A 12,260-nucleotide genomic window follows, 5' to 3' on the forward strand; every position below is an offset into this window, starting at 1 on the left:
TCGTGTTCCCGGCGCCCGTGACTCCGCGCACATCGGCTACGTCACGATACTTGGACGGTGGTCGACACGGGGCGAAGCACGGCAGCGTTGAGCCCAGCGACTTAGTGGATCCGGACGATGATTTCCGAATGGCCCAAACGGATGACGTCGCCGTCGGCCAATTGCCACTCCTGGACCGGCGCGTTGTTCACGGTGGTGCCGTTGGTGGAGTTCAGGTCCGACAGCAGGGCGACCTGCCCGTCCCAGCGGATCTCCAGGTGGCGCCGTGACACGCCCGTATCGGGCAGTCGGAACTGGGCGTCTTGCCCGCGGCCGATGATGTTGGAGCCCTCGCGCAACTGATAGGTGCGGCCGCTGCCGTCGTCGAGCTGAAGGGTGATCGTGGTGCCCGTCGCGCCGTAGCCGCCCTGCCCGTATCCGCCGTAGCCGCCCGCCTGTTGACCGTAGTCGGCGGGTTGGCCGTAGTCGGCGGGCTGGCCGTACTCCGCCTGCTGGCCGTAGTCGGGCTGCTGACCGTAGTCGTACTCGGGGCTGGCGGCCTCGGGGTATCCCCCGCCCTGGCCGCCGTACGTCGTGCCCTGCGCGTGCTCGGCGTACTGGGTGTATTCGGGCGAGCCGTAATCCTGGCGGGCGTATCCCCCGCCCTGTTGGTAACCCTGGTCGTACCCACCACCCTGCTCGGGGTAGGCGGGGCGTTGTTCCGGCGGGGCGTAGCCGCCCTCGTCCTGGCGGGCCGGTCCGCGACCGTAGTCGGCGTAGCCGCCGCCGTAGCCCTGCGGGCCACCGCCCGGCTGGCCGGCGGGAGGGCCGTAACCGCCCTGGCGGTATCCCTGCTCGTAGCCTTGCCCACCGCCATAACCGCCCGGCGCGGGCGGCCGCTGTTCATACGACTGCGGGTAGCCGCCCTGCCCCTGGTCGGGGTAGCCGCGCTGGTCCTGGTAGCCCGGCTGCGGCGGGTAACCGCCTTGCCCCTGGTCGGGGTAGCCAGCCTGGCCCTGGTAACCGCCCTGGTCTTGGTAGCCCGGTTGCGGCGGGTAGCCGCCTTGCTCCGGGTAGCCGCCCTGCTCGGGCTGGCGCGGCGGGTAGCCCTGCTGAGGTGGGTAGCCGCCCTGCTCAGGCGGATATCCCCCGCGGGGGTCGGGTGCACCCTGCGGGTCCGGGCCACCGCGCGCGTCGTCCTGGGGACGCCGGTAGCGGTCGTCGTAATACTCGTCGCCGGGCCGCCCCGGCCCCTGATCCCCGCGGTAGCTCGAATTGTCAGTCATTGGTGCTACTCCTCGTTCATCGCCGAACGCGTTATTTGATTGTGGCCGGACGGCGTCTTTGTCCGTCGGGCGGGGCTGGACATCGGGGTTGACAGCACCACGGGCGCGGTACTGGCCGGTACGCAGGTTCGACGACTGCTCGAACCGGACGACCACCTCACCATACGTTTGCCACCCCTGTTCGTGGATGTAGTCAGCCAAGTACCTCGCGAATGAGCTCGACGTGAGATCGGGATCGGTGCTCACCTTTCCGAAGTCGTGCATACCGAGGGTAATGATGTATTCGTTGGGGGCCAAAAGGCGATTTCCGTGAAGCTTCTGAACTCCGTCGCGGGCCTCGCGGCACAACAGGGCTTCTACCTCTTGCGGGACGATCGATCCGCCGAACACCCGGGCGAAGGCGTTGTCCACCGACGCCTCGAGTTTGCGCTCGATCCGCGCGGCCAGCCCCCGTTGGCTACTCATGTCCTACCGTTCGCCTGCACTTGCAGAACGTATTGCCGGTGCGCGGCAAACGAATCGCCCGCGTGCTGGTTCACTCCCGCATGGTATCGGCACATCGCAACGGCGCGGCACTGTCGAAACAGTGAGAACTGGGTCCCCGCAGCTCAGGGGTGCGCCTGCGGCGAGGGCAGGGCGCCGAAGGGGATCCGGGCCCGCTGCGGCGGTTCGGGAATCGGGCCATTACAGTGGTATGGTCCACCGGTTGTTTTTCCGGGCGAGTGGCGGAATGGCAGACGCGCTGGCTTCAGGTGCCAGTGTCCTTCGGGACGTGGGGGTTCAAGTCCCCCTTCGCCCACATTGAGCGGTACTACGCAAAGTCACGACCTCGCAAGGGGTCGTGACTTTCGTGTTTGGGGAGATCGGCCACGGCAGCCGAAAAAACGTAAGGTCTGGCGCATGGTCGACGACAAGACGGCCCACTTGCAGTCCGAAGTCAATCGCATCGCCGCGCTGCTGAACGCGCGGCCGATCCAGGCCGGAGTCGTGCTGAAGGATGATGACCGCAACATCTATATCGATGACGACGGGCGATACCACTACGACTACTGGGAGCGCGGCAGGCAGAAGGTCGATCACGTCGGCGACATCGACGAGGCCCTCTACTGGTTCGCCTGCGATATAGCTTTCGACATCGGCGGTTCGTCCTCCGCAAGACATTGTCCGCGAGATCAGGACCCGCGCATCCTGATGTGGGCCAAACAATATGAGGTTCTGAACCGAGTGAATCCGGGCTGGGCCACACGCTGCGTACGCGAAACGGCGGAATTATTACGGCGTTGGGGCAGGCACGACGACGTCGCGTTGTTGCCGAACATCCCCGGTCGCGACGGGTAATCCGCGGCGGTAAGTGTCCGCTATTCGCCCACTCGATACGTCCCGTGGCCCTCGACGATCACCTCGCCGTCGAAGATCAGGACCTCGTTGACGAGGTCGCCGTTCTGGTTGCGGTAGGCGATGACGATCGTGTTGACGCCTTGGTAGACGCCTTCGACGGTGAATCGGAGATCCGGAATGCGTTCGAGGGCGGCGATCCAGTACCGACGTAGCGCCGCCTTGCCACGGACCACTCCCTGTGTTTCCGGCAGGAGCTTGGCGGCCACGGGCGATGTGAACACCACGTCGTCATGGAAGTCGTCGAGGACGGCGTCGACGTCGTGGGCGTTCCAGCGTTGTGCCCATCGTTTCGAGAAGGCGTCCGCGTCGACGTTCATGGCCGGCACTGTAGCGCAGGTGAATTGGCCGGCCGAGCGGCTTTGATGCGCATCGTGTGTGGCGGTCACAGTTGGCGGCGAATGTCGAGAAGATGGTGCTGGAGTTCGTGCACGGTGTGTACCGCGACCCAGCGCAGCGACCGCTCGTGGGTCTCCGGATAGTGGTAAATCACCGTTCGGTCCCAGTCATCGGCGGATAGCCGAGCGAGGACATTGCTGAATAGTGCTGCCGCGTCGGCAAGTTGACGAGCGACCTCGGCCGGATCCTGTTCGCTGTACCCGTCGTGTTCGGCGCGCTCGCCGCGCCCCATGGACGCACAATCGTGGCCGTTCGTGCGCCGTGCTGCGAGCACTCGCTCGCGTTGCACCAGCAGCACGTCTCGCAGATGGCATGCGTACTCCAGCGGTGACCACACGTCGGGACGCGAGCGGGACCGCACGTCAATCTTGTTGTTAGACAGAAGTACAACGGCTTCGGCCGCCAACGCCCGGATGTCGTGGCGCACTGAGGCGGCTCGGCGCAGGTCATAGGCGAAACCGCACCCCGCGCAAGGTTCTGTCACAGCACCATCATTTCAGCGGACTCAACACGAGGTTGGTGGGCCATTCGCCACCGATCGCGCGGCGTTCAAAGTCGTTGTGCCTGTGGGACAATCGTCGGCGCGGGCAAGCCGCAGCTGGCCGACGTCAATGGGCGGCCCATTGCTGTCGGCCTCGACGGTGAGACAACCCACACCTACCCAATGAGGGTAGCCTTACCTAAATCAGCACGGTATGGTCGCGGCTCATGACCTCCTTCAATCCCCCTGTGCCCAGCACCGTCGACGATCAGTTGGTCAGCGTCCTTCGGGATGACCTGGACCTCAAATTCGAATCCGTCACTGCCGCAACGCGTCTGATAGACGACCTGGGAATGGACTCCGTCGCCTTTGCCGCCGGCCTGGTTGCCATCGAAGAACGGTTCGGTACGCAATTGAGCGAGGAAGACCTGTTGACCTGCACGACCGTCGGTGACTTGCAGGCCGCGATCGGAGTCGGGGTCGACGCATGAACGTTCTCGCGGCCGCCATGCGCGATGCGATGACGCGATCGCCCCATGACTTGGTCGTCCTGGACAAAGACACCGACAAATGGACCGCCCGCCCCTGGCCCGAGGTCCACGGGATGGCCGAAAGCATCGCAACGCATCTGCTCCAGCAGGACCACCTCGGTGCCGTGGGAATTGTCGGTGAACCGACCGTCGAGCTGGTCGCCGCCATACAGGGCGCGTGGCTGGCGGGTGCCGCCGTATCGATTCTGCCCCGTCCCAGGCGCGGTGCCGACCCGGCCGAGTGGGCGCACAGCACCCTGAGTCGGTTCCGCGGAATCGGAGTCAGCACGGTATTCAGTCACGGTGCGACCCTGCGCACGCTCGGCGATGCGGAGTCGACGCTGTCTGTCTCCAGCCTTGCCGAGGCCGCTCGCACCCCGGCGTCGAATGACCTTCAAAGTCACTCCGATTCGAACGCCGCGATCCTCCAGGGTACTGCCGGCTCGACCGGTGATCCGCGCACTGCCGTCTTGTCGCCGGAGGCCGTGCTGAACAATATGCGCGGCCTCATCGAGCGGCTACAACTCGACGGCTCCGACCGGGCGTGTTCGTGGCTGCCGATCTACCACGACATGGGCTTGGCCTTCCTGTTGACCGCCGTCCTGAGCGGGATGCCGCTTTGGCAGGCGCCGACGGGCGCGTTCTCTGCGGCACCGCTTCGCTGGGCGGATTGGCTTTCGGCGAGCGCGGCAACCTTCACCGCCGGACCCAATTTCGGGTACTCCATGCTCGGTCGCTACTCCGGCCGCGTTTCGGACGTGGACCTGGGGGCGCTGCGGATTGCCATCAATGGCGGCGAACCCGTTGATTGCGAGGGGTTTCAGCGATTCGCCGACGCGATGGCTCCGTTCGGATTGCGGGCGTCGGCGGCGACGCCGGCGTATGGGATGGCCGAGTCAACCTGCGCCGTGACGATGCCCGCCTGCGGGCAGGGGTTGCGCATCGATGAGCGGACGGAATCGGATGTGCGGCAACGCTATGCGCTGTTGGGGCCACCCATCCCCGGTATGGAGCTACGCATTAGCCCGACGCATCGATCAGCGGATGATGGTGTTGGGGAAGTCGAGATCCGCGGCTCATCGATGATGACGAAATATTTCGGCGACCCCGCCACAGGATCCGATCGCGGTGCGGAATGGTTCCGCACCGGAGACATCGGCTATCTGGTCGACGGTGAGCTGGTTATCTGCGGTCGGTCCAAAGAGGTCATCACGATCGCCGGCCGCAACATCTTTCCCACCGAAATCGAGCAGGTGGCCGCGCAGGTGGATGGAGTGCGACACGGTGGCGTGGTTGCGGTCGGTTCGAAATCCGGTGCCGCCCAGTCGCGGTTGCTCATCGCCGCCGAATTCGTGGGGTCGGATCACGACGTGACCCGCAGCGCTGTCATCAAGCGGGTCATCTCGGTGTGCGGGGTGACTCCGGCCGATGTCGTCTTGATGCCACCAGGCTCATTACCGCGTACGTCGTCGGGCAAGCTCAGACGGCTGGAGGTCCGCAGCCAACTACAGGCCTGAGCGCGAACGCTGTTACGGTGCTGGCCGATTCAGGGCGTAGAGCGCCATCCTGCGGTTCGGCATGTCGTGTTCGCCGAGGAATTCACAGCGCAGGAACTCGCAGAGCCGCCGCACCGTCGTATTGCGGTGGTCGGGGTCGAACATGATCCGTTGGCACGCCGGGTCGACCGCCAGAATGCTGGCGATCACCTTCCGGAGGATCAGCGGGCCTAGCCCGCGGTTCACGAGCTCCTCGTCTGCGATCGCCCCGTGCAGGCCAAGGTCGTGTGGCCGGCTGTCGTAGCAGCGGGCGATGGAATCCTTGGCAGCACGGTAGATCTCCATGTACGCGCGGTCGACACCATTGATGCTGAGGATCAGCGGTCGCGAGTAGGCGCCATCAACCTGCGCGCGCAAGTGGTTACGCCAACGCGCGACCGGCCAGTCGTACTCCCACGTCGTGACCAAGTGGGGCCGGTTCATCCACTCGGCAACCAATTCCGCGTCCGCTCCGTCAGGATCGGCGACGCGAATTCGGCTCGGCGGCAGGAGTTCAGGTACGGGAGGCGCCGGCACCTGCCGGACGCTGTCGGTGATGTCGGTGAGCTCACGAGCGAGCACAGCCCCGGGGGCGCCTGTCACGAGAGCGCCCCCGTCCCGGAGGCCGTTCTCACCGCGGTACGCGTAACACCGATATGCACTGAGCCGCTCCTTCTAACGGTTGCGAGGTCAGATTCATCGTTTCATGTGTAACTCAGGGGTTCCAGCGGTAACTGACTAGCGAAGCGTTTCGATCGGTCGTGAATTGACGAGCGCGTTTGCGCCAGTAGCCTTATGAGCTAGCTCAGGGAGGGTTGGAATGCGCGCAGTGCAATCACTAGGACCGGAGTTTATTGCTGCGCGGCGACCAGCGGTGCTGTGGGACTTCCGTATATAGATGAGCAGGCGCTGATCGCCGAGGCCGGTGGTGACCCCTGGGCGATCAACGCCAGCCTGCAGGCGGGTAGCCCGCTGGAGATTTCCAATCTGGCCGGAGCCTTTCACCGCGCGGGCCGATGCACGGCGGAGGCCGAGAACGCGTTCCAGCAAGCACGCGCACGCTTCGAGGCCGCTTGGAACCACCACGACGGCGGCGGTCATCCCATCAACGACTCTGACGAAGTTCAGCGCGTCACGAAATCCTTAGGGGCGCAGTCGTTACAGCTGCCCAAGATCGCTGCGGACCTGGAAAACATCGCCGCGTCGCTGGCCGATGCGCAAAAGGCCGGGGCCGCGCGCATCGCCACCTTAGAAGCCCAGTTGAAGAACATCTCGGACATGGTCAGCCAGGCCGTCTCCATCTTGCAAAACGACAAAAGCCTCAGCGCAGGGGAAAAGGACGCGCTGCATGCCCTCATCAACACTTGTGAGGACGACGCGCTGCGTGACACCAAAGCTGCGCTCGCAGCCCTGCAATCGATCCGCAACGGATACGCCGATGGCCTTCAGAAATCGCTGGATAACCTTCACGCCGAAGGGTACGACGGCGCCCCGCTGCATGGTGCCGACGCTGACGGCGTGGCCCCACCGTCTCCCGCCCAGCAGGCCGCGTTGGCTGACATTCGCCAAGCCACTAACCAGGCCGTCGTCGACCAAATGGCCAAGGTGCGCGCCGCACAGGAGGCGCTCAGTAAAGCCGCGGCCGACCTGTATACGCATGGCCCGGGTTCGCCGGAAGGCGAGGCGGCCAGCGCCAAACTGCCCAAGCTCAAGGCGGACCTCGCGCGTGCCCTCGACGACCTGGGCAAGATCCCCGACTACAACAGCATTGACCCGGCGTCCGTAAGTGTTTCCCCCGACGGGCATTTCACGTTCACCTACAAGGTCAACGGGCAGCCGGTGCAGGCTTACGGCCAGCTCAAGAACGGCACGGGCGAGTTCTTCGACCAAGCCACCGGCACGTATTACACCTTCAACGGCGGCAAATTGACCGGCATGCGCACACCGGATCCCGGGAAAGTGGAAGCGACTGCCGAGCCCCTTTTTACGGCCGTCACCCTGGCGGCCGGGGCGCCAGCGCTCAAGGCGGGCGGCGAGGCGGCCTTTCAGGGCCTGAAGATGCTTTTCAGCCGCGAGATGTTGGAGGGTGTGACGGCCGACAACGTGTTCCCCCGCGCACTCGCCGGAGCCGAGGAACGCTTCCAAGCCGCAGAACAGAACCTGGCTTCCCATGCACCGCTGCCCGGGGAGCCGGTCCCGGGCACTCACCCTCTCGAGCCGCCCCCGGTGGAGCACGCACCGCCGGCCCCGCACGGCGACGTACCCGTCGAACATGCGCCGGCCGGGCCTCACGTAGGGGCGCTACCTGATAGCCCGGCGCCGGTTGTCATAGATCCAGCCCATCCGGAATTCCACTTGGACAACCCGCTCAACTACATGACACCCGAGTTGCGAGCGATGGCTGAAGCGCATCTGACCGGAAGTGGTGAAACCGTTCTCGGACCATTTAGGCCCCCGGGCGGCGGGCCTTCTTACATCCAAGTCGCAGAGGACCGCGGCGCCAGCTACTTCAGTCTGGGCGACGCTTGGGATTCCTTCACGCCGACCGAACAACTAGCCGCCAATCAGCATGTTCTCGACGTCGCTATCTCGAATCAAGATAAGATCACGTTGTCGGTGCCTTTCCATAGGGTCCCACCAAATTCATTTACAGCGGCGGAGCTCCGATACCTCGAAGCGCACGGCTATCGGCGCATAGGTGAAAATACGTTGCTGCCGCCGAGCGAAGGAGCGCGATAAGTAATGAAGACCTTGCTGGAGTTTTTCCTCCACTATTTCGACTTCTTGTATTTAGACCCTCGTTATCACGTCACAAATTCGACGACTTCGGGCAACCCGCTGAGCAATGCGTCATTGACGCTCACCGGCCCTGTCATCAGCTGGGAATTGACCAATGACAGGGGGCAACTCGGTTTCGTCATCGCACCTACTACCTTAGCGGAATCGCCAGATAACTGGTTTCGCGCAACACTGATTCGTCAGTACCTTGACGATTACGACGAGACGAACGTCGTATCTCCACGCGAGACCGTGGCGTGGATTCGGAGCAACCTAAGCCGCATCGAGCAGCTTTTTATCGAGCCAGAAACAGAGCGCTCATGTGAAGAATTGCTTAACCTCGCGAAGGCGCTTGCAATAAAGTACTTTGGCCCGCCGCAGGGATGAGTAGCATCCGTGCGGTTGTGTGCTACCCATCTGCAGTTAGGCCACCTTTTCGGGTGTCTCATGGACTCACCTGTCGATGAGATCCGATGATGGTCTCCGAGGCGCATGTCATCCGGCCGGGGGCCAGGCCCTCGAGACTTCAGCTCTTCCCCTAAGACCGCACCCACTGCGTTATTTCCGGAGTGACCGGGTCGGTGATGTCATCGAACTCGGGATGCTTCTTGAGCACGGTGCCGATCATCGAGCACACCGGAACAATGCGCTTGCCCTCATCGCGCGCCTCGTTGAGCGCCTCCTCGACGAGGATCGTCGCCAGGCCACGTCCGCCGTAAGCCGGATCGATTTCGGTGTGGTAGAAGACGCGTTGCTCGCCGCGATCGGCGAAATCCGCGAGCCCCACCGTCTTGCCCTCGACGGCGATCGTGTACTTGCCGTCCTCAAGGGTGACCGCGGTTTCCGCGCCGGTCTTATCGGTTGTCATTAGTGCTTTCCTTTCGTCGGGGTATCGGTCGAGGCCGCAGCCGAGCGGTCGGCAGCGGCGGGGCGGGCAGTCGGGCGAGCGCTCCCCGGTATCCGTGGACGGCGCCGAAGCGGTCGTCGTCGTCCTCCCACAGTCGGCGGTAGTTGACGATGTCCTCGTGGCTTCGTCCGACGAAGTTCCACCACATCACCAACTCTTCGGTGAACGGCGTGCCGCCGAGTAACAGCACCCGCGCGGGCCGCTCCCCCACGTTGCGCACGTGCAGCTGCGTGTGGCCGGGACTTAGGTAAGCCAGGTCGGCGATCGCCAGGGACGTCCCGTCGACCTGGACGGTGCCCGAATCGCAGAGCACTCCGTGCTCGAAGGTGGGATCCACGTCGATATCGAAACCTGCGTCGGCGTCGAGGTCGAGTTGGGCGCCCAGCAACGGACTGAATGTCTTTGTGGGCGAACGACTCCCGGCCAGCTCGCCGAGGAACACGCGCGCCTGGGCGCCCGGTAGCGGGACCACGGGGGGTGCGTAGTGGGCAAAGTCTCGTGCCGTGTCGCGGGCGGCAGCGGGAAGCGCCACCCAGAGCTGGACGCCGTGCAGGACCGGCCCTGCGTCAACCGACACCTCGGAGTGGCAAATGCCGGCACCGGCGGTCATCAGATTCAGCTCGCCGGGCCGAACGACCGCACGAACGCCGGCGCTGTCACGGTGCTCCACTTCCCCACTGAACAACCAACTCACGGTTTGTAGTCCCGTATGCGGGTGCGGCGGCACATCCATCCTCGCCGCGACGGGGCCGTAGTGGTCGATGAAACACCACGCACCGATCAGCGAACGCCCGCGTTGCGGCAACGTGCGTTGCACCCGGATCGCCCTGGGGCCGCCCAAGGGAACCTCCCGCGGATGCAGCACCTCCACCCTGGGCGAGGCGTCCCGGCGTTGCGAAGCGGCGCAGGCGACTTCGGCCGGCGCGGCTTCCAGGTTGCTCATCGCCCATCCTCCGTCGCAGGCTCGCCAACCGCGCCGTCATCCGCGACCGTACCCGGCCATCTCACTTGCCCGGTGGCCGCAGCACCTTCATGGCCAGCCGCATGACGGGCTCGGGCACCCGATCCTGCATGGACAGGGCGGTGTCGGCGACGCGGGACCGCAACGGCGTACCCCGCCCGAAGACCCGGTTCAGCGGTCCCCCGGACGGCTCGAGGACCACATGCAGCGGCGGGGTGCCGACGGCGGCGCCCAGGGCGTTGGAGATGACCATCCGCTGGATCTCGCTGGTTCCTTCAAAAATGGTGTACAGCTTGGCATCCCGATACCACTTCTCAACCGGGTGATCGGTGATATAGCCCCAGCCGCCCATGGTTTGGATCGCGCGCTCGGTGGCCTTGACCGCTACCTCGCTGGCGGCCATCTTCGACATCGAGCCCTCACCCCGTTCGAAGGGGACGTTGTTGGCCGCCATCCAGGAGGCACGCCAGGTGAGCAGCCGAGCCGCGTCGATCTGAGTGGCGAGTTCCGCGAGCGGGAACGCGATGCCCTGGTTGTCGATGATGGGCGCGCCGAACGCCTCCCGCTCGGTGGCATACGCCGTCGCGTACTCCAACGCCGCCCGGGCGATCCCGATGGCCTGGGCGGCGACCATGGGTCGCGTCTGCTCGAAGGTTCCCAACGTCGCTGAGCCGGAGCGCTTTCCACCCGCTACGACTTCGCGCGCCTTGGCGAGTTTGTGTTCGAGTTTTTCCTCCCCGCCGAGCAGGTTGGCGCGCGGCACGCGCACACCTTCGAAGAGCAGCTCGGCGGTGTGGGAGGCGCGGCAGCCCAGCTTGTCGAGCTTTCGCAGCAGTTTCAGCCCGGGCGTGCCGCCCGGCACCACGAAGAGCGCCTGACCCCGATGGCCGAGCTCCTCGTCGACCACCGCGTTGACCACGTGCACATTGGCGATCCCGCCGTTGCCGATCCACATCTTGTGTCCGTCGATGATCCAGTCATCGCCGTCACGACGTGCACGCGTGCGCAGGTTGCGCACATCGCTGCCGCCTTCGGGCTCGGAGATCGCCAGCGCAGCGAGCTTGAGATCGCCTGGGGTGCCGAAACATTCGGGTGCCCACTCCAGCATCTGTTCCGGGGAGGCGGCCTGGCCGATCGCCGAGAGCGCCAGGGCCGGCATGACGATGGCCAGCCCGATCCCGGCGCACCCCCAGAACAGTTCCTCCATGAACATGGGCAGGGAGATACCGGTCGGATCGCCGATCAGGTCGCGATAGAACAGCGGGCTGTAGAAACCTTGCTGGGCCGCCTCCTCGAGCACCGGCCAGGGGAACTCCTGGCGCTGGTCATAGTCGAGGGCTACCGGGCGTATTACGGATTCGGCGAACTCATGCGTGCGTCGGGCCAGATCATGTTGTGCGGCCGTCGGGGTCAGGTCGAACGTCATGGGCGCGCCTTTAAGGTCGACAGACTGGTCTTGCCGACCCCGACTACCCCATTGACCGGTTCAACAAACTGCCGAGCTGGGATTTCGCCGGAAGGTCAGGCGGCCGTACGAGGCCCGACCTGGGCCAGCGGCAGATGCAACACGACCGCGGCCACCGGGACCGCCTCGTGTTCGTGCCGCGCCAGCAGCGCCGCGTTCTCGGGCAGCTGCCGGGAGTTGATTTCCCCGGACGCGATACGCCGCAGGACGTCGTGGGCGTGCGCGAGCTGGTCACGCTTGCGGTACTGGCCGCCCGGCAGCTTCACGCCTGCCCACACGCCGTACTCCTCGCGGTGCGCGATGGCGTGCTGGGCGCAGCGGCGCTGTTGCGCCAGTGGGCAGCGCCGCAGGCATTGCAGGCGCGCCTCGGTGGCCGACCGTTCGTATGCGCGCGCCTTCGCCGCGCCGTCACCACCGTCGTCGTCGGGGTAGCCAAACCAAAGCTCCGGGTTGGCTGCGCACGGATGTCCCATGTCGGTCTCCTTGTCGAGCGTGAAACGTAGGCAAAAGCGTATATGGCGAGATGGGCCCGACGCAAGAGAAA

Annotated in this window: 13 protein-coding genes and 1 tRNA gene; 6 read left to right on the forward strand and 8 right to left on the reverse strand. The window is 65.0% G+C overall.

Annotation, left to right across the window (positions count from 1 at the left end):
* Window positions 1-101: 101 nt before the first annotated feature.
* Window positions 102-1,730: a DUF3662 and FHA domain-containing protein gene (locus OCU_RS25115; RefSeq protein WP_014378754.1), complete on the reverse strand. Its 1,629-nt coding sequence runs from the start codon at window positions 1,728-1,730 to the stop codon at window positions 102-104.
* Window positions 1,731-1,981: 251 nt separating this feature from the next.
* Between OCU_RS25115 and OCU_RS25120 the strand changes: the two genes are divergently transcribed.
* A tRNA-Leu gene (locus OCU_RS25120) sits at window positions 1,982-2,064 on the forward strand.
* 101 nt (window positions 2,065-2,165) lie between these two features.
* Window positions 2,166-2,603 (forward strand): Imm63 family immunity protein, encoded by a 438-nt coding sequence (locus tag OCU_RS25125; protein WP_014378755.1) that lies wholly within the window; start codon window positions 2,166-2,168, stop codon window positions 2,601-2,603.
* Between the two features lie 20 nt (window positions 2,604-2,623).
* On the opposite strand, the gene OCU_RS25130 is transcribed toward OCU_RS25125, so the two are convergent.
* Window positions 2,624-2,980: a nuclear transport factor 2 family protein gene (locus OCU_RS25130; RefSeq protein ID WP_014378756.1), complete on the reverse strand. Its 357-nt coding sequence runs from the start codon at window positions 2,978-2,980 to the stop codon at window positions 2,624-2,626.
* 65 nt (window positions 2,981-3,045) lie between these two features.
* On the reverse strand, window positions 3,046-3,486 hold the full coding sequence (locus tag OCU_RS25135; protein ID WP_009952760.1) for a DinB family protein: 441 nt from the start codon (window positions 3,484-3,486) through the stop codon (window positions 3,046-3,048).
* Between the two features lie 281 nt (window positions 3,487-3,767).
* On the opposite strand from OCU_RS25135, the gene OCU_RS25140 reads away from it, so the two are divergent.
* Window positions 3,768-4,031 (forward strand): acyl carrier protein, encoded by a 264-nt coding sequence (locus OCU_RS25140; protein WP_029384183.1) that lies wholly within the window; start codon window positions 3,768-3,770, stop codon window positions 4,029-4,031.
* Window positions 4,028-5,587, forward strand: a complete 1,560-nt coding sequence (gene mbtM / locus OCU_RS25145) for a long-chain-fatty acid--ACP ligase MbtM (RefSeq protein WP_009952757.1) — start codon at window positions 4,028-4,030, stop codon at window positions 5,585-5,587. The genes OCU_RS25140 and mbtM overlap by 4 nt, the downstream gene beginning before the upstream one ends.
* Window positions 5,588-5,599: 12 nt before the next feature.
* Here the strand turns inward: mbtM and OCU_RS25150 are convergent, their stop codons facing one another.
* Entirely contained in the window at window positions 5,600-6,187 is a 588-nt protein-coding gene (locus tag OCU_RS25150; RefSeq protein ID WP_009952755.1) for a GNAT family N-acetyltransferase, read from the reverse strand.
* A 297-nt stretch (window positions 6,188-6,484) separates the two neighbouring features.
* Between OCU_RS25150 and OCU_RS25155 the strand changes: the two genes are divergently transcribed.
* Window positions 6,485-8,344, forward strand: a complete 1,860-nt coding sequence (locus tag OCU_RS25155; RefSeq protein WP_009952754.1) for a putative alpha/beta hydrolase — start codon at window positions 6,485-6,487, stop codon at window positions 8,342-8,344.
* 3 nt (window positions 8,345-8,347) lie between these two features.
* The gene (locus OCU_RS25160) at window positions 8,348-8,770 is read left to right on the forward strand and encodes a hypothetical protein (protein WP_009952753.1); all 423 of its coding nucleotides are present in this window, start codon (window positions 8,348-8,350) and stop codon (window positions 8,768-8,770) included.
* 151 nt (window positions 8,771-8,921) lie between these two features.
* Here OCU_RS25160 and OCU_RS25165 read toward each other — a convergent pair whose 3' ends face one another.
* The 4 genes from OCU_RS25165 to OCU_RS25180 form a co-directional block, all read right to left on the reverse strand.
* Entirely contained in the window at window positions 8,922-9,251 is a 330-nt protein-coding gene (locus tag OCU_RS25165) for a GNAT family N-acetyltransferase (RefSeq protein ID WP_009952752.1), read from the reverse strand.
* A complete protein-coding gene (locus OCU_RS25170) occupies window positions 9,238-10,233 on the reverse strand; it encodes a pirin family protein (protein ID WP_009952750.1) in 996 nt (331 codons plus the stop codon). The genes OCU_RS25165 and OCU_RS25170 overlap by 14 nt, the downstream gene beginning before the upstream one ends.
* A gap of 61 nt (window positions 10,234-10,294) precedes the next feature.
* Complete coding sequence (locus tag OCU_RS25175; protein WP_009952748.1) at window positions 10,295-11,677, reverse strand: acyl-CoA dehydrogenase family protein; 1,383 nt, start codon at window positions 11,675-11,677, stop codon at window positions 10,295-10,297.
* 95 nt (window positions 11,678-11,772) lie between these two features.
* The gene (locus tag OCU_RS25180) at window positions 11,773-12,189 is read right to left on the reverse strand and encodes a WhiB family transcriptional regulator (protein WP_008262579.1); all 417 of its coding nucleotides are present in this window, start codon (window positions 12,187-12,189) and stop codon (window positions 11,773-11,775) included.
* Between the last annotated feature and the right edge of the window lie 71 nt (window positions 12,190-12,260).

Source organism: Mycobacterium intracellulare ATCC 13950 (assembly GCF_000277125.1).
GTDB classification, from domain to species: Bacteria; Actinomycetota; Actinomycetes; order Mycobacteriales; family Mycobacteriaceae; genus Mycobacterium; species Mycobacterium intracellulare.

Excerpts from the sequence above, each read along its gene's own strand:
- OCU_RS25115 (WP_014378754.1), bottom strand. The coding sequence starts at position 1,730 with ATGAGTAGCCAACGGGGGCTGGCCGCGCGGATCGAGCGCAAACTCGAG.
- mbtM (WP_009952757.1), top strand. The coding sequence starts at position 4,028 with ATGAACGTTCTCGCGGCCGCCATGCGCGATGCGATGACGCGATCGCCC.
- OCU_RS25160 (WP_009952753.1), top strand. The coding sequence starts at position 8,348 with ATGAAGACCTTGCTGGAGTTTTTCCTCCACTATTTCGACTTCTTGTAT.
- OCU_RS25165 (WP_009952752.1), bottom strand. The coding sequence starts at position 9,251 with ATGACAACCGATAAGACCGGCGCGGAAACCGCGGTCACCCTTGAGGAC.
- OCU_RS25180 (WP_008262579.1), bottom strand. The coding sequence starts at position 12,189 with ATGGGACATCCGTGCGCAGCCAACCCGGAGCTTTGGTTTGGCTACCCC.
- OCU_RS25175 (WP_009952748.1), bottom strand. The coding sequence starts at position 11,677 with ATGACGTTCGACCTGACCCCGACGGCCGCACAACATGATCTGGCCCGA.
- OCU_RS25130 (WP_014378756.1), bottom strand. The coding sequence starts at position 2,980 with ATGAACGTCGACGCGGACGCCTTCTCGAAACGATGGGCACAACGCTGG.
- OCU_RS25140 (WP_029384183.1), top strand. The coding sequence starts at position 3,768 with ATGACCTCCTTCAATCCCCCTGTGCCCAGCACCGTCGACGATCAGTTG.
- OCU_RS25170 (WP_009952750.1), bottom strand. The coding sequence starts at position 10,233 with ATGAGCAACCTGGAAGCCGCGCCGGCCGAAGTCGCCTGCGCCGCTTCG.
- OCU_RS25125 (WP_014378755.1), top strand. The coding sequence starts at position 2,166 with ATGGTCGACGACAAGACGGCCCACTTGCAGTCCGAAGTCAATCGCATC.